Raw genomic sequence first — 15,794 nt, 5'->3', positions numbered from 1 at the left:
GAGGAGACGGACCATGCGACGCTACCTCACGCTGGTATTGCTCTGTGGGTTGCTTGCAAGTTGCGCGAGTCCGGTAAAATATCGGACCACCATTCTGACGAGTCCTATCGATACCTCGGCACAGGCCGCTGCGGCCATGACCGAAGGGGAGCGATTGTTCCGGTCGGGCGATTGGGCCGGGGCGGCTCAGGCGTATCAGGCCGCAGCCGTCCAGCAACCGGCATTGGCGGAAGCGCACTATAACTGGGCGGTCTCGCTGGATCGCATGGGGGACAAGACGGAAGCGAAGAAGCACTATCTGGAGGCCGCGAATCTGGCTCCCGGCAACAAAGTGATCTGGGATTCACCGCCGCTCAGGGAGACTGGACTGAATCACAACTTACGGCAAAAATCCTTTCTCGATCCCGCTCCTGGCCAACGATTCTAAGAATGACGGGCGCTCATTACCGAATGTCGGCGGAGTCGTTCGCCAGGGTCGTTCAGCAGGCCATCGCGGACTTGCCCGTCGAGTATGCGCGCTTGCTCGATACCGTGGCGGTCGTCGTGGAGGACGAACCCTCTTTGAGTGTGCTGAAAGAGCTTGAGCTTGAAGAGGGAGAAGACCTGCTTGGGCTGTACCATGGCCTCCCCCTCAATGATGAGTCGTTCTTTCGTGCCGGAGGTCAGGCCCCGCCGCAGATCTCGCTCTATCGCGGACCGATTCTTCGGCAATGCGACACGGAGATGGAGATGGTTCAGGAAATAGGCGACACGCTCGTGCATGAGTTAGGGCACCACGTCGGCTTAGATGACGACGAGATGCCCTATTGAGGATGCGGAACTGAACGTGCGCGTTCCAGCGAACGTTTGTGATAGCCCCATACCAGCATGAACAGGCCCAACATCACCATGGGAGCCGAAAGCATCTGCCCCATCGTGATCGGCCCAAGCACAAAACCGATGTGCTGATCGGGCTCTCGCACTAATTCCACAATCATACGACTGATGCCGTAGCCGGCGAGGAATGTCCAGCACAGCGATCCGGGCGGCGGCGACGTGCGCGCGAGCAGCCAGAGGATCGTGAAGAGGAGAACGCCTTCCAGCCCTGCTTCATAGAGCTGAGAGGGATGCCGGCATGCCGGCCCTCCTGCGGGAAACACCATGCACCACTCCACATCGGTGGCGCGCCCGTACAGTTCTCCATTGATAAAATTGCCGAGCCGGCCGAATCCCAGCCCAATCGGCGTCACCGCGGCAGCCAGGTCGGCAATGGTGTACACGGGCAGGCCTTGCCGCTTACTGAACCAAATTAACGCGATGATGACTCCGATGAGGCCGCCGTGGAACGACATACCGCCTTCCCACACGGCGAAGACTTTCAACGGATTCTGAGCGTAGTAGGAGAAATTATAGAACAGGGTATATCCGATGCGTCCGCCGATAAACACGCCGAATGCGGCGTACACGACCATGTCGTAGATCTGATCCGGAGTGAGCGGAATGTGTTGTTCGCGGACTCTGCGACGAATCATGAAATAGGCGGCTGTCAGCCCGATCAGATACATCAAGCCATACCAGCGGAACTGGAGCGGCCCGAGGTCGAGAAATACCGGATCAATATGTGGATAGGGAAGTGCGGCGAACGAACCCATGTGACCTCCAGCAATGGACTGGCCCGGATCATAGGGAAGGAGCCTATTCAAAGCAAGCCGACGGTTACCGGCAGAGTGACGAGGCCTTGCAGCTCAATACTGTGGCCGATTTATCGTGATAGGCCCGGGAGTGTAAGATTTCTGAAACGGGTGTGTTGCGGACTGTGGAGAAAACGGCACCGTTCATGAGACGGCCCTAACCCTGGCAGCGGTAGTGGAGAATATTCGGGCGAAATTCAGCAGAATGTGACCTGGCACGGGATCTGCTGTAGCTACTTGGCAAGAGGGCGAGAACAAGACTCTCTACAAACCTTCATCAATAACCAGGAGGCGTGCAATGTCGGAACAGGGAAAGCAGGCAGCCAAGGTCGCCGCAATGATTGCCGGTGGAGCGGTGATTGGAGCAGGGCTGGGGTTATTGTTTGCACCAAAGTCCGGAGTGGAAACTCGTCGCGATATCGGTCGTTATGCCAAGAAGGCGCAGGTTCAGGCAACCCGTTGGGGCCGCACGGTTCAATCGGGAGTGCAGGATGTGATGAATCGGAGCAAGCAGTTGGTGCAGCGTCGCGAGGCGCGGCCTGTGGTTGAGGCGGCGTAAGTTTGTCGACGCGACGAATGCAGTCGAAGCGACGGTTGAGCGAGAGGTTCGGGCTCCCGCTCAACCGAGGCTTCAGCTGCTCACGTTCGATTCGTGTCTACGTTGACTCTTTCAATCCTGTCCAGGTCTGAGCCAGGTGTTGCGGCTCAGGTGACATTCCCGCTACACTGCGCCGCATGCGCGAGTGGCGGAATCGGCAGACGCACAGGACTTAAAATCCTGGGTCAGCAATGGCGTGCGGGTTCAATTCCCGCCTCGCGCACCACGCATTGAAGGTGGTGCTTTGTGTGCATGCGCTCGGCGAGCAGGGGCGAGAGACCGATTGCAAGGATGCGAGTCCTGCTCTGCGTGCTCCCGATCATGTTCTCGGTTTGCGCTTCTTCCGCTCTGGCTCAAAGCAGCACACCCGCAGCGAATCCTCAGAATCCATCTTCCCTCAGTTTGCAAAACGGGCTTGATCCATCAGGTGGAGCAGGCGGAGTTCCCGCTGCGCCGATCGCCTCACCTTCAGTGGTGCAAGGGATCGGAACGATACCGAGTTCCGCAAAAGCCGGCACATTGGGTTCTGCTGGGAGGGGACTACCTGGAATGCCCGGAGGCCCGCCCATTAAGGGAGCGCTCGGTTCCCAGGATCCCTCGTCTACCTACATGCGTCCGTCAGCCATCGGGGACCTCATATGCGATCCCCTAATCGATGGCGTCTGCGACTAGCCCGGTGCCTTCAATGGCCGATGGGAGCGTGACGCAGATCAACTATTCTCTGGGATGCGCGCGATTGATTGATCGGGATCAGCAACAGGGATCACAGGGGACAGTCCCTTTCCGGCATGGGGACTGTCCCCCTCTCTGCCACCTTCAGCTACGATGCCCTGGATCGCCGCCTGGCCAAAACCATCAACGGCGCGACGAATTCCAGCTATCTGAGCACGCTGACTATCGATGAGCCGCTGGTCCGGCAAACGCCAAGCGGAAACGAGTTCTTCCATACCGACGATCTCGGCTCGACCGTCGCCCTGAGCGACGATAGTGGATCCGTCACGACGCGCTATACCTACGGGCCATTCGGTTCCACCACCGTCACCGGCTCTTCGACGAATCCGTTTCAATTCACTGGGCGGGAAAACGATGGCACCGGGCTCAACTACTATCGAGCGCGGTACTACAGCCCCACACGCAGTTGGTTCCTGAGTGAAGACCCGCTAGGGTTTGACGCGGGTGATCCGAATTTGTATGACTATGTCTCCAATAGCCCGACGAACTTGGTCGATCCGTCCGGGGAAGCGGGCAGGATTCCGCCCTTCGTGAAGAAATGCGTTGTCGGGCTGATCAAGGCGATCGCGAAGATTGCCGGGACTGATCTCGCCAAACGCAAACCGGATGTTGATCCGGACGATCTCCTGGATGCGGCGAAGGGATGTGTAGGGGCAGGGAATAAATCTGGGAATACAGGTACGTCCAGTGCGACTAACAGGAACAATCTTAATAAGTCGGTTGGAAGCCAATCCTAAATGTCGGGCCCGCCAGCCAGAACCATTGCGGGGGCCGGTTCAGATAAGCCATTTCGCGATGCAGATCGTGCTGCGAAGACGTATGGTGGAGATCCCTCTGAGTGGGCGAAAAAAAGTAGCGTCCCACATACCGCACCGGATGGCACACGATTTGAGACGCATTGGATCGAGAATATGAAGACTAACTAGAGACAGGAATTCAAGACTAAACTTCTCCCCAGTAAGCCTTAACTCCGGGGTGGTCCATGAGTTTGCCAGATATCATTAAAGCCAGGAAGCTGGCTGAGTTGAGAACAGTGGCAACGGCAATGATTGAAGATCGGATGCATCTCGTTGAAGGCACACGGAAGATTAACAGGTTACGATTCGAAATTGATGAGCCTGGGCATGAGGTTTTCAATGCAATTATTGCATTTGAGGACGATACAGAAGCGTTTCCCATCGGAAAGTTGCGAGCAGAATACGAGCCCAACCATCTAAAAAGACTCGACGATAAAATGAACAAGCTTATCGATGATTGCAAACCAGATATTCTCGCTGCATGTCAGGAGATACTCCGAACGTTTCCGAAGGGGGGAGAGGTATGACAAAACGGGTAGAAGCCGTTCGGGAAGTCATAAACTCTTGAAGGGGAGGAGAAAATGAGACAGGCTACTTTTCTGGCGGAGCTTGAGTGCGATGTGGCTTTGGAATGGACGTGCGAGTGAGCTGAATCAGTGACGAAAAGAGAGATGGGGTCGGTTCTTGACTGTGCACTCAGCAAGACAAACGAAAATGGTGCGATCCAAGTGAAGCACAAATGAGTCCAACTCGGTGACGAAAGACTGTCGATGAAGCAGATGGCGTTTGTAAAAGTCTTGTCGGCTGTGGCCTGCGTGCTAATGCTCTGCATGTCAGCGCCGTCGCTGGCAATTGCCGACTAGGCGCAATACATCTACGACGATCTGGGCCGGCTCTCCCAGGTGATCGACGGGCAGGGGAATGTCGCGACGTACACGTATGATGCCGTCGGCAATCTACTCTCCATCGCACGCAACACCGGCGGCGTCGGCGCGCCAACCATTACGGCGCTCACGCCGAACACCGGTAATGCGGGGGCCTCGGTCAACGTCACCCTCACCGGCACCCATCTCACCGGCGCGGCGCTGGCCACGGATAACCCCGGCATTCTCGTTCGTAACGTCCTCACGACTCCGACCTCTCTCACCGCCACCGTCCAGATTTCCTTTGCCGCACGCACCGGCGCGACGGCTGTGACCGTGACGACGACGACCGGCAATGGGTTCAGTTCCATTATCCATGGGTATATCGTGAATTCACCGCACTTGACTTAGTTCACTTTCAAGTTCAGCCTTGAATCATGATTAAATTAAATATTCACGAAGCGAAAACACACCTCTCCAGATATTTGGCGAAGCTGAAAGCGGGGGATCGTATTCTCTTGTGCCGGCATAATCACCCGATTGCAGAAATTACCCCCTTGCCTCAGATGGAGGTTCGGCCCCGCCCGATCGGTTTGGCCAAGGGCCGATTCACTGTTCCTCGGTCATTCTTTGAACCTCTGCCAGATGACGTGCTTCAGGCCTTTGAAAGTTTGCGCGGATGAAATGTCTGCTCGATACGTGCACGTTCTTGTGGATCATCTCAGGTTCAAACGAACTCTCTCTCAGGGCGAGAGCGTTGTTTGTAGACCCTGCCAATGATGTGTTGCTCAGTGCGGTGTCGGTCTGGGAGCTGTCGGTGAAGCATGCGCTGGGCAAGTTGCCTTTGCCAGGCCCAATCGAGCGGTTTCTAGTGGAGCAACGGGAGCAGCATGGGATCGTGACACTGCCGCTCGATGAACCGGCTGTGCTGCATCTTCATAAGCTGCCTGCGTTGCATCGGGACCCATTCGACCGGCTGTTGATTTGCCAGGCTATTGAACACGACTGTTTGCTGCTCACTCCCGATCCTCTGATTGCGCAATATCCGGTTAGAACTCAGTGGTAAGAGAGGTGTTTCTGGATGGCTGGGCAGCTGGATGCTGTGTTGTGCGGATCTTGGTATAGGTATATTCAGGACCGCTGACGGTTACCACTTTCCTAGCCAATGGCGCGAACCGGCGAAGTATGCTGGGATGACAATTGCGAGATACACCAGCATCTGAGTGAAGTAGTAGCTGGCGATGTCCGGAGGCGTCAGACGGCCAAGGAAAATGAGGGCGGCGGCGGTGATCGTGGCTCCTAACGTCGTGCGTTTGGGACAGGGGCGGTAACGGCCTTCGTCATATGAAAGCAGCACCCACACCACCATCCACGCCAGCGCTCCGACCCCCAAGGCTCCGGCCAAATCAGTGAGTCCGATCAGGACGCTGTCGATGATAAGCCGCGAGGTTGCGCGGGAACCGAGATCGAGTTTGAGGCGGATGCCTTCCCCGGCGATCAAGAGAAGGCCGACGATGGCCACCCCGATCGAGAAATGCCAATGAGTCAGCGGACTTTCAAAAGACCGGTTGCTTGAGGGAGGCGGCTGGTCTGTGCGAGACATCAAGCGACGCCGGATGAGCGCCGTGAGGTCGTACCCGCAATCGCACGAGAGCGACGAGTCAGGGTTCATCTGAAGACATCGGGGGCATTCAATCGGCATGTGACGACATCCGGCAGTCTGCTAGAATGCGTTCAAGTAGAGCTTCATTGCAGCGCTACAATACCGCGAGGACTCAATGCAGTCACGAAGATCCTATCAAACGCTCATCGGAATCGGAAGCCTGTTGGCGGCACTGGCCGTGGCGGCGGGGGCGTTCGGCGCCCACATGTTGAAACAGATATTGGATCCGCCGATGCTGGCGGTGTTTGAGACCGCAGCACGCTATCAGATGTACCACGCCTTGGGCATGATCGCCGCTGGATTAGCCGGGCAGGTCTTTGGTTGCCTTCGGGTATTGCGCGCTGGCTGGTGTTTCGCAGCAGGAATCCTCTTGTTTTGTGGGAGTCTCTACGGAGTCTCGTTGCTGGGCATTCGCTGGTTAGGCGCCCTGACCCCGATTGGAGGAGTGGCTTTTATTCTGGGGTGGAGTCTCTTGGGCTGGTCTGTCTGGCGTGAAAAGATGCCCGGGCAAGATTGAGCACGTACCAGGCAACCGGGTTAGGGTTTGCAGTCGCTGGTTCGCTTTCCGCTAATCGATCCCCATCCGCCTTGCGAGTTGACGAAGGAGCCTTCTAGGCCTTTCCCTTCTTTGGTAAATTGAAGGCTGTCTTCCTGGACCTGGCCGTTGCTTTCCCACCGAAGATAGACGTTCTCTCCGAGCACGACGGTTTCGACCAGCCCGGGGGGCAGCGGATATTCAGTCCCCGGAGGGGGAAAGAGCAAGGCGAGCTTCTGTTCTTGATGGTGCTGCTGGTGATTGTGAATAATCCATTGCCAGGTTCCGCACAGCTTGTTGCGTCCCCGCACGGTGCGTACCCGATCTTTCCAGGTTTTGAGTTGCCACCATTCCGCAAGCGCCCGCTGTTGTGCGTTGAGGGCCAGCCGTCCTGCTGAGAGGGCGAGGGGCAGGCGATCGGCTACGGCGGTATCCGGCTTCGCCTCAGCCAGTTGCGTTAATTCCTTTGCCATGGGAGCAAATGAGGGCTCGGACGCTGCCGTCTGGATCCAAGTCACCAACGTTGCCGGAGGAGCTGCGATGGGAGTCGCGGAATCACCCAATGATTGCGCGAGGCGGTCGGCCGCCTGCCAAGCAGCCAAGCTGGCAATGAGGCGTTGAGCCGAAGCGGTCAGTTCTTGAACACCCAGTTCTTTGGCAATTTTAGTGGGGATATTTTTTGCGGCGAGTGTACTCGCAACATCTTGGAGGCCCAGTGCGGGTCCGACTTTCGTTGTAAAAAGAGAGACGGCCATCGCATTGTCCGACAGGGCCCCAAGCGTTTCGGAGTGAGCGTGGACTAACGGATGCAGGTCAGCCGGTCCGGAGATGGATTCTGCGGCATGGCCGGAATCAACGAACAGGAGCAGACCGATGAAAACCCCTGCCATGTTCAGATATCGACTCATAGGTCACCAGGATAGGGATGAATGCGAGGGTTGTTGAGATGCTCGCTAGGTTCCTTGAAAGCAGGACTTGAGGAAGACGGCCGATCGTTCCCACGCTGTGGCGGTGATATCCGCACGATACGAGTTGGTCTTCATTTCATTGCAGAAGGCATGCGGCGCATCCGGGTAGGTCGCGATCTCGACCTTTTTCCCATATTCAGCGGCGGCGGCGCGCAATTGCTCGGCATCGTCTGCGGTGGCCCAGGTGTCCTGCCCGGCTTGATGGTAGAGAATCGGTGAGATCACCTCTTTCATCAGCTCCCGCGGCTGAAACATCTTTCCATAATAGGCGACGGTCGTGCGCAACCGCTTCCGCTGAGCGGCAAAGCGGAGCGCCAGCGAGGCTCCCAGCCCATAGCCGACGACCCCGTGAATATTCCGCTTGGTAAAATCTTTGGTATTGAGATATTCGCAGCAGGAGTTGATATCCCGAAGCGCCAGAGTCTCGTCCATCTTGGCCATCAGCGCCTCGCCGACCTCATCATTGGCCGTGACCATGCCGCCGATCCGTCCATAGAGATTGGGGATGATTACCACGTACCCTTCGCAGGCCAGACGAGCGCCGAGGTCTTTGATCTGCCCGGTCAAACCCCAGCGGTCGTGGAGCAGAACGAGACTTGGGTAGAGCGCTTTGTCCTGAGGCCAAAACAAGATGGTTTCAACCTGCACTTCTTTCGGCATGCGCGTTTTGATGTAGGGATCCACCATGGCATCGCTATGGGTCGGGATCGGCACGCCGCTCGGGAATCTGGCGATGCCTGTTCCAATTTGATCTAACGTAAACGGTGCCGAATGTGTCGTGGTCATGGTGCTCAACCCTTTCCCTACCCGCATTTCCGAATGCTGATCCGCATCGAACCTGGGGTTCGACTATAGGGAACCGTTTGCGGGAATGTCAACGGAGTGTTGCGTCGCGAACTCATTGACCGGCAAGGGCTTCCTGTCTACAGTGCATATGAGAGGAGTGGGGATGGCGGGACGGTCGGAAATCGGTCTGGGACTCATTGGTGCCGGTCGCCATGGCATTCGCTATGCCCGCCATCTGATCCAGGATATTCCCGATGCCCGATTGCGCGCGGTCTGCCGGCAACATCCGGAACAGGGTCTGGGCGTTCCCGGGAGCGAGGCCGTCAGAATGTATGGGCGGCCTGAGGAGCTGATCGCGGATCCACTGGTCGATGCAATCGTGCTCGTCGTTCCACCGATACTTCATAAAGAACTATGTCTGGCCGCTGTTGCGGCACGGAAGCCGGTGCTCATCGAAAAACCCCTGGCAACGACGTACCATGATGCTTGTGTGATGGTCGATGCGGCTGCACGGGCAAACGTTCCGTTGATGACCGCGCATACCCTGCGATTTGATGCGGCGGTTCAATCGGTACTCGCGTCCCGTGCACGAATCGGCCGTCCTCAACAGCTGGTCCTGACGAGCCACATTGAGACGAAAGGGCGGAGCGCGGACCATGCCGATGGATATGGCCGGAGGGGAGCGCTCCTGGAGTTTGGCGTGCACCTGCTGGATCTGGTTCGCATGCTCACCGGGGAAGAAATTGAATCGGCGAGCTGTGTCTTGAATCAGTTGCCGCCGGCTCACCCGGAGACCGTCGCGAAGGTCGATCTCCGAACGAGGAGCGGGATGCCGTGCAGCATTGATGTCGCGCGTGTGGAGGCAGGGCGGGTAGGGCGAGCCGAATGGATTGGATCAGAAGGCCGGATTCTGGCCGATTGGACGAACCGGCACGTTCGGTATACAGACAGCGCCTCCCGCAGCGAAGAGTGGCCGGTCGCCCTGAGTCAGACCGTCCTCTCCACGCTACGAGAGTTTTTGCGTGCGCTGCAGCAACACACTGCCATGCCGATTACCGGGGAAGACGGATGTCGCGCCGTCGAGATTGCGGAAGCCTGCTATCGCTCCGCCGAGGCGGATGGCGCGAGCATGACTCTGCCTCTACGGGCATAAGCGTTCTCATTCGGCGTGCGGCTGTCCATCCATCCCGTCTGTCTCGCGCTCGTCTCGTTGTTAGGCGTCCGCTACGATATGGGTATCGGTTTCTTCGACCCCTTCAATCGCGTGCACTTTGGTAATGACGACGTCGGAGAGGGTCCGCTCGTCTTGGACGTTGATGAAGACGAAAATATCCGGGCGACCGAAGCAGGAATGGGCCTGCTCGACTCCACTCAGTTTTTTGAGTGCCTGGACGACGTCCTTGGTCTTGCCTGCCTTGACCTTAATCAGGATGTACGCACGTGTTGCCATGACTTCCTCCTTCGTGTGCTGCATGAATTCATCCCCACCACTTCATCGGACACTAACTGGATCCAGCTCCAGGCATCTCCTTTCTGCGTGATGAAAATATCGTGCTGAACTCAAGCCCGCGGGCCTGAAAGGCCAGCCGGGCGTCCCGTACCAACTGCATGAACCGATGAAATTCCTCGACCGACAGATTGAACGAGGCGAATCCAGGAGCGAGGACGCGCAGGTCTTCAGACGTGTGTCGCGCCTCTTCATCGGAGAGCCGTTCCAATAGGTCTGCTGTCCAACCGGTCGTCCGGAGGTTGTTGACGTTGTCTGGAGCTTGGTTGCCATATTGCTCAGCCAGTGCCTGTCTGGCGAATTCCTGAACCGCGACGTCGTCGCTTTTTGTGAAGACCGATTGAAATTGAATCACGAACCGGATGATGTGGTTCGCTTCAGGCGTGCCTTCGGGCGGCAAGACCTCTGCGTCTTGCAGGGTGGCGAGCACGGCCATCGCAGAACCGATGTGAGGCGAGGCGGTTTTGGCGGATCGTGCGGTTAGGGTCAGCGCCGGGTTTTCTGCCGGATCTGCCGATGCGGGCGCCGCTTCAATGATTGCAACGAGTCCGCCGAAAATGAGGACGGTCAGGAATGCAGTGACGAAGTATATGGACGGTTGCAGTGCGGGCGAGAGGCATCGAAGAGAGAGACGCATGGCGGGCATTATACAGTCTTACGGGAAGGGCAGCTACCGGCTACGACGCACGTTCGATCATTCGCTTGCAACACTATTGAGGAGTTTCTATAATCCCGCGTTCGTCGGGCACAGAAAGGTGTGACGTTCCATGCTGGCCAAGGTCGCGAGTGCTGCACTCGTGGGGCTGGATGCTCATCTTGTCGACGTCGAAGTCGACATTTCCGGAGGGCTTCCGCAATTCTCAGTGGTGGGATTGCCGGATGCGACCGTGCGTGAAAGCCGTGATCGTGTCCGTGCTGCTCTGAAGAACACAGGGTTTCATTTTCCCGCCAAACGTATTACGGTCAATCTCGCTCCCGCAGGCATCAAGAAAGAAGGATCCGGGCTCGACTTGGCCATTGCCATCGGGATCCTCGTCGCGGAAGAGGTGATTCCGCCGGAGGCACTAGACCGGCGGGTCTTGTTGGGCGAGCTCTCGCTCGACGGACGAATCAAGCCCATCACCGGCGCACTATCCTTTGGACTGGCCTGTCGCAAAGGCTACGATCTTCTCCTCCCTGCCGCGAATGGACCTGAAGCGGCGCTTGTTGAAGGAGTCAACGCCTATCCACTCCATACCCTGCCAGAAGCCGTCGAGTTCCTGAAAGGGAGCCAGGGGCTCACTGCCTGCTTGTCGAATCTCAACCATCTCGAGTCGTTACGTCCGGCGGACGATGAAGATTATGCGGATGTCCGGGGACAAGATTTTGCGAAACGAGCATTGGAAGTGGCTGCGGCCGGCGGCCACAATCTCCTGATGGTGGGGCCGCCGGGATCCGGAAAGACGATGCTCGCGCGTCGACTCCCGTCGATTCTCCCGATCATGGAGCTGGATGAAGCGATTGAAACCACCAGAGTCCACAGTGTGGCGGGACAGCTGCCGCCGGACCGTCCGCTACTCATGGTCCGGCCGTTTCGAGCCCCACATCATAGTATTTCGGATGCCGGATTGGTGGGAGGCGGGGCCGTGCCGAAACCGGGCGAGGTGTCGCTCGCACACAACGGCGTGCTCTTTCTGGACGAATCGCCGGAGTTCAAGCGGCCCGTGCTGGAAGGATTGCGGCAACCGCTTGAAGACGGGCATGTGACGCTCACGAGGGCCAGCGGCACGATACGCTATCCGGCCCGCTTCATGCTGATCGCGGCTATGAATCCCTGTCCTTGTGGATACTATGGTGATCGAGCGAGGCCTTGTGTCTGTACGGTGCCGCAGATCCGCCGCTATCGCGCCAAGCTCTCTGGTCCTTTGCTTGACCGGTTGGATCTGCACCTGGAGGTGCCGCCGGTGCCGATTCGCGAGTTGCGCCATGAACAGCCTCCGACGGAAAGCTCGGCCGCGATTCGCGCGCGCGTGCTGGCCGCGCGCGGGCGGCAGCAGGTGCGCTATCGTGACGACGGCATCTACACAAATGCCCAGTTGAAGCCCAGACTCGTGAAGCGGTATTGTGGGCTCGCGGTCGGACCTCAAGAACTGCTGGAGCAGGCGATGGCGAGGCTGAATCTGTCAGCCCGCGCCCATGGACGGATTTTGCGTGTGGCGAGGACCATTGCTGATTTAGCGGACTCTGATAAGATTGAGACCGTCCATGTCGCAGAAGCTATTCAGTATCGGGCGCTTGATCGAGCGATTGAGGTGTGACGGGCCGTGTTGACGACAATGAAAGTGTTTCTCTGGTGGTTCATCGTTGGGGCGACGATGGCACTCTCGGTGCTGATGCTGCAAGGCGGCATCCGTGATGTCATGCAGGCTCAGGGATCGGTCTGGACGCTCAAGCTGGCGGAACTGCTGACGACCATTATCGGCGGGGGGCTGCTCGGCGGCTGCATCGCGTTAATTCTCGATCGCATCAAGAAGTCATAACACGTGCGGTTTTTTTACTGACGGTTGGTCACACGAGGGGAATCATGGATCTTGAAGTCGGATCGAATCTCTATCGCAATACCGATGGCACGATTGAAGTCGAGGGCGTGCCGCTCATCCAAGTCGCGCAACATCCGTCGACCGGATCCATCCTGCTGAATTTCGCGCTGTTCGACCAGACGGGGAAAATGCTGGTGAAGTTGGTCGACAGCACCATCATGTTCAACGAGCGCCGGGCCTATGATGTGACCAAAGCGCCCAAGACGGTCACGTTAAAAGAATCGGCCTCGGGGAAGGTGTTGCTCCAGTTCGACGTGAAAGCGCCGAACGTGGTGGTGTTCTCGAAGGGTGACTTTCCTACAATGAAGGGCCACCTCCTGGAGGTGTCTTCAAAGGAATGGAAAATCGATAAGCTTCGAGCCAGCGGCACGACACAGGATGTGAAAGGCGGTGCGGTCAGACTTGGGTAGTGCAAGTCCGACCGCTATGCATCGATCAGCCTTCCGCCGCCACTGTCGGGACAATCACCAGGGCATTCTTGTCTCGATCGATCGACGCGGTCTCACCGTCGCGCAATTCTCCCTTCACTAAGAGTCTCGCGAGGGGCGTTTCCAGCTCCTGCTGAATGAGCCGTTTGAGCGGCCGCGCGCCGTAGATCGGATCGTAGCCGCGCTCCCCCAGATAGGTGAGCGCCGCCGGGGTAATGGCCAGCTGAATGCGCCGCTCCGCGAGTCGCGCCCGCAACCGCTCCAGCTGAATCTCCACAATCTTCACCAGTTGTTCAGTGGCCAAGGGATGGAAGACGACGGTTTCGTCCACGCGATTGAGAAACTCCGGACGGAAATGCTGACGGAGTTCTGCCATGACGACCGATCGCATCTCTTCATAGGAAGCACCGCGCTGTTGTGCCTCTAGGATTTGTGGGCTGCCGATATTCGACGTCATGATCAGCACCGTATTTTTAAAGTCGACCGTCCGGCCTTGGGAGTCGGTTAACCGGCCATCATCCAGGATTTGTAAAAACACATTGAAGACATCGTGGTGCGCTTTTTCGATTTCATCGAAGAGGACGACGGAGAATGGGTGCCGGCGCACCGCTTCGGTCAGTTGACCGCCTTCCTCGAAGCCCACGTATCCAGGAGGGGCTCCGATCAGGCGGGCGACGGTATGTTTCTCCATATACTCCGACATGTCGATGCGAATGAGATTGCTTTCATCATCGAACAGCACGTTCGCCAGGGCGCGCGCCAATTCTGTTTTTCCCACTCCGGTCGGACCGAGAAAGAGGAACGATCCGATCGGCCGGTTGGGATCTTTGATGCCGGATCGTGCCCGCAGCACGGCGTCGGCCACGGCGCGCACGCCTTCATCCTGCCCGATGACCCGTTGATGCAAGAGATCTTCGAGCTTGAGCAGTTTATCGGATTCGCCTTCCATTAAACGCGAGACAGGGATCCCGGTCCATCGACTCACGACAGCGGCGATCTCGTCTTCATCGACTTCTTCCTTGAGCAGCCGGTTTTGATCCTGCTTCTTCCCCAAGGAGGTTTGTTCGATGGAGAGTTCTCGCTCCAGGCGGGGGAGGTCTCCGTAGCGGAGCTCCGCTACTCGATTGAGGTCGTAGGCCCGTTCTGCCTGTTCAATTTTCAATTTCACTTCTTCAATCGCTTCTCTGGTTTTGCGAAGCCGTCCTACAGAGGCTTTTTCTGAATCCCACTGGGTCTTGAGCGTTTGAACGGTGCTTTGTTTTTCGGCAAGTTCTGCTTCGAGCGTGGTCAATCGAGCGGCGCTCGCCTGATCCTTTTCTTTCCGGAGCGCTTCACGCTCGATCTCCAGTTGGAGCACTTTGCGGGAGACTTCATCCAGTTCAGCCGGCAGACTATCGATCTCCGTCCGTAGTCGCGCAGCCGCTTCATCGACCAAATCGATGGCTTTATCGGGCAGGAAGCGATCGGCGATATACCGGTTCGACAACTTTGCGGCGGCCACCAGCGCGCTGTCTTTAATGCGCACGCCGTGGTGCACTTCGTAGCGTTCCTTCAGGCCGCGTAGGATTGAAATCGTATCCTCGACCGACGGTTGATCGACGAGGACGGTCTGGAACCGCCGTTCGAGCGCGGCGTCTTTTTCGATATATTTGCGGTATTCATCGAGTGTGGTGGCGCCGATGAGGTGCAGTTCGCCGCGCGCGAGCATGGGTTTGAGCAAGTTTGCCGCATCCATCGAACCTTCGGCAGCGCCGGCTCCGACGACGGTGTGCAATTCGTCGATGAACAACAATATCTGTCCCTGCGAAGATTGGATCTCCTTGAGGACGGCTTTGAGCCGCTCTTCGAATTCACCGCGAAACTTTGCGCCGGCGACCAGGGCCCCCATATCCAGGGTGATCACTCGTTTCTGTTTTAGCCCTTCCGGGACATCTCCCTTGATAATTCTGATGGCCAACCCTTCGACGATGGCGGTCTTGCCCACGCCGGGTTCGCCAATCAGGACGGGATTGTTCTTGGTACGCCGGGAAAGGATCTGAATCACTCGGCGAATTTCGTCGTCTCGTCCGATCACCGGATCGAGTTTTCCCTGGCCCGCTGCCCGGGTCAGATCGCGGCCATATTTTTCGAGTGATTGATAGGTGTTTTCAGGGTCTTGCGTGGTGACCCGTTGATTGCCTCGCACCTGCTGCAACCCGGAGAGCAGGCGATCCCGCGTGATGCCCAGTTTTTTGAAAATGCCGCCTTCTTGGGCCATGGCGAGCAGGGCGTGTTCGACGCTGAGATAGTCATCCTTCAGTGCGGTTTTTTCATCTTCGGCTTTGCTGAGCACCTGGCTCAGGCGATTGGTGACATGCACCTGTCCAGGTCCGCCGCTCGCACCCTGTACCTGAGGCAGTTTTCCGAGTGCTTGCTCGATGGCCTGGCGAACGGCGGGAAGCGCCACGCCGGTTTGTTCTAGTAATGCTGATGTGGTTCCGCCTCCCTGGTCGAGCAGTGCGAGCAACAAATGCTCGACGTCGATGCCCTGATGGTTACGGCGCATGGCATGGGATGAGGCTGTTTGCAACGCCTCTTGGAGTTTCATCGTCATGGTGTTCATGTCCACGGAAATCCCTCCTCGACAGATGGACGAGTTGCTGATGATCGATTAATAATCATCGGGCGG

At 57.5% G+C, this 15,794-nt stretch carries 19 protein-coding genes and 1 tRNA gene; 13 read left to right on the top strand and 7 right to left on the bottom strand.

The window, feature by feature from the left end; genetic code table 11:
- Positions 1-13: 13 nt before the first annotated feature.
- Both NITLEN_RS10665 and NITLEN_RS10660 read left to right on the top strand, forming a co-directional pair.
- Complete coding sequence (locus tag NITLEN_RS10665) at positions 14-427, top strand: tetratricopeptide repeat protein (RefSeq protein WP_181416790.1); 414 nt, start codon at positions 14-16, stop codon at positions 425-427.
- A 2-nt stretch (positions 428-429) separates the two neighbouring features.
- Entirely contained in the window at positions 430-810 is a 381-nt protein-coding gene (locus NITLEN_RS10660) for a metallopeptidase family protein (protein WP_121989597.1), read from the top strand.
- Here the strand turns inward: NITLEN_RS10660 and lgt are convergent.
- Positions 804-1,631: a prolipoprotein diacylglyceryl transferase gene (lgt, locus tag NITLEN_RS10655; protein ID WP_121989596.1), complete on the bottom strand. Its 828-nt coding sequence runs from the start codon at positions 1,629-1,631 to the stop codon at positions 804-806. The genes NITLEN_RS10660 and lgt overlap by 7 nt on opposite strands.
- 337 nt (positions 1,632-1,968) lie before the next feature.
- On the opposite strand from lgt, the gene NITLEN_RS10650 reads away from it, so the two are divergent.
- The 6 genes from NITLEN_RS10650 to NITLEN_RS10615 all read left to right on the top strand — a co-directional run bounded on the left by NITLEN_RS10650 (position 1,969) and on the right by NITLEN_RS10615 (position 5,726).
- The gene (locus NITLEN_RS10650) at positions 1,969-2,229 is read left to right on the top strand and encodes a YtxH domain-containing protein (protein WP_121989595.1); all 261 of its coding nucleotides are present in this window, start codon (positions 1,969-1,971) and stop codon (positions 2,227-2,229) included.
- A gap of 178 nt (positions 2,230-2,407) precedes the next feature.
- A tRNA-Leu gene (locus NITLEN_RS10645) sits at positions 2,408-2,494 on the top strand.
- Between the two features lie 562 nt (positions 2,495-3,056).
- Positions 3,057-3,737 carry an RHS repeat-associated core domain-containing protein gene (locus NITLEN_RS10635; protein WP_121989593.1) on the top strand — a complete coding sequence of 227 codons (681 nt, stop codon included), beginning with the start codon at positions 3,057-3,059 and terminating at the stop codon, positions 3,735-3,737.
- 245 nt (positions 3,738-3,982) lie between these two features.
- On the top strand, positions 3,983-4,324 hold the full coding sequence (locus NITLEN_RS10630; protein ID WP_121989592.1) for a DUF2489 domain-containing protein: 342 nt from the start codon (positions 3,983-3,985) through the stop codon (positions 4,322-4,324).
- A gap of 375 nt (positions 4,325-4,699) precedes the next feature.
- A complete protein-coding gene (locus tag NITLEN_RS10625) occupies positions 4,700-5,071 on the top strand; it encodes an IPT/TIG domain-containing protein (RefSeq protein WP_181416789.1) in 372 nt (123 codons plus the stop codon).
- Positions 5,072-5,339: 268 nt separating this feature from the next.
- Entirely contained in the window at positions 5,340-5,726 is a 387-nt protein-coding gene (locus NITLEN_RS10615; RefSeq protein ID WP_121989589.1) for a type II toxin-antitoxin system VapC family toxin, read from the top strand.
- A gap of 81 nt (positions 5,727-5,807) precedes the next feature.
- On the opposite strand, the gene NITLEN_RS10610 is transcribed toward NITLEN_RS10615, so the two are convergent.
- Positions 5,808-6,263, bottom strand: a complete 456-nt coding sequence (locus tag NITLEN_RS10610) for a hypothetical protein (RefSeq protein WP_146216164.1) — start codon at positions 6,261-6,263, stop codon at positions 5,808-5,810.
- 175 nt (positions 6,264-6,438) lie between these two features.
- Between NITLEN_RS10610 and NITLEN_RS10605 the strand changes: the two genes are divergently transcribed.
- The gene (locus tag NITLEN_RS10605; protein ID WP_121989587.1) at positions 6,439-6,840 is read left to right on the top strand and encodes a DUF423 domain-containing protein; all 402 of its coding nucleotides are present in this window, start codon (positions 6,439-6,441) and stop codon (positions 6,838-6,840) included.
- 20 nt (positions 6,841-6,860) lie between these two features.
- Here the strand turns inward: NITLEN_RS10605 and NITLEN_RS10600 are convergent, their stop codons facing one another.
- Both NITLEN_RS10600 and NITLEN_RS10595 read right to left on the bottom strand, forming a co-directional pair.
- On the bottom strand, positions 6,861-7,748 hold the full coding sequence (locus NITLEN_RS10600; RefSeq protein WP_121989586.1) for a hypothetical protein: 888 nt from the start codon (positions 7,746-7,748) through the stop codon (positions 6,861-6,863).
- Between the two features lie 63 nt (positions 7,749-7,811).
- Positions 7,812-8,612, bottom strand: coding sequence for a dienelactone hydrolase family protein (locus NITLEN_RS10595; RefSeq protein ID WP_181416788.1), 801 nt, complete (start codon positions 8,610-8,612; stop codon positions 7,812-7,814).
- A gap of 163 nt (positions 8,613-8,775) precedes the next feature.
- Between NITLEN_RS10595 and NITLEN_RS10590 the strand changes: the two genes are divergently transcribed.
- Positions 8,776-9,765 (top strand): Gfo/Idh/MocA family protein, encoded by a 990-nt coding sequence (locus NITLEN_RS10590; RefSeq protein ID WP_181416787.1) that lies wholly within the window; start codon positions 8,776-8,778, stop codon positions 9,763-9,765.
- Between the two features lie 60 nt (positions 9,766-9,825).
- Here the strand turns inward: NITLEN_RS10590 and NITLEN_RS10585 are convergent, their stop codons facing one another.
- Positions 9,826-10,062, bottom strand: coding sequence for an Lrp/AsnC family transcriptional regulator (locus tag NITLEN_RS10585; protein WP_181416786.1), 237 nt, complete (start codon positions 10,060-10,062; stop codon positions 9,826-9,828).
- Between the two features lie 52 nt (positions 10,063-10,114).
- Positions 10,115-10,756, bottom strand: a complete 642-nt coding sequence (locus NITLEN_RS10580; protein ID WP_146216163.1) for a hypothetical protein — start codon at positions 10,754-10,756, stop codon at positions 10,115-10,117.
- A gap of 130 nt (positions 10,757-10,886) precedes the next feature.
- Here NITLEN_RS10580 and NITLEN_RS10575 point away from each other — a divergent pair, with 130 nt between their 5' ends.
- Genes NITLEN_RS10575 through NITLEN_RS10565 form a run of 3 tightly spaced genes read left to right on the top strand, consistent with a single transcriptional unit; the run spans position 10,887 to position 13,108 of the window.
- Entirely contained in the window at positions 10,887-12,416 is a 1,530-nt protein-coding gene (locus NITLEN_RS10575) for a YifB family Mg chelatase-like AAA ATPase (protein ID WP_121989581.1), read from the top strand.
- Positions 12,417-12,422: 6 nt separating this feature from the next.
- Positions 12,423-12,638 (top strand): hypothetical protein, encoded by a 216-nt coding sequence (locus NITLEN_RS10570; RefSeq protein WP_146216162.1) that lies wholly within the window; start codon positions 12,423-12,425, stop codon positions 12,636-12,638.
- A gap of 44 nt (positions 12,639-12,682) precedes the next feature.
- Positions 12,683-13,108, top strand: a complete 426-nt coding sequence (locus tag NITLEN_RS10565) for a hypothetical protein (RefSeq protein ID WP_121989579.1) — start codon at positions 12,683-12,685, stop codon at positions 13,106-13,108.
- A 25-nt stretch (positions 13,109-13,133) separates the two neighbouring features.
- On the opposite strand, the gene clpB is transcribed toward NITLEN_RS10565, so the two are convergent.
- Positions 13,134-15,734, bottom strand: a complete 2,601-nt coding sequence (gene clpB, locus NITLEN_RS10560; RefSeq protein ID WP_121989578.1) for an ATP-dependent chaperone ClpB — start codon at positions 15,732-15,734, stop codon at positions 13,134-13,136.
- Between the last annotated feature and the right edge of the window lie 60 nt (positions 15,735-15,794).

The sequence above is a fragment of the Nitrospira lenta genome (assembly GCF_900403705.1).
In the GTDB taxonomy this organism is placed as follows: Bacteria; Nitrospirota; Nitrospiria; order Nitrospirales; family Nitrospiraceae; genus Nitrospira_D; species Nitrospira_D lenta.
Note: the sequence above shows the minus strand (reverse complement) of the source record. Positions and strands in the feature narration are given on the sequence as shown.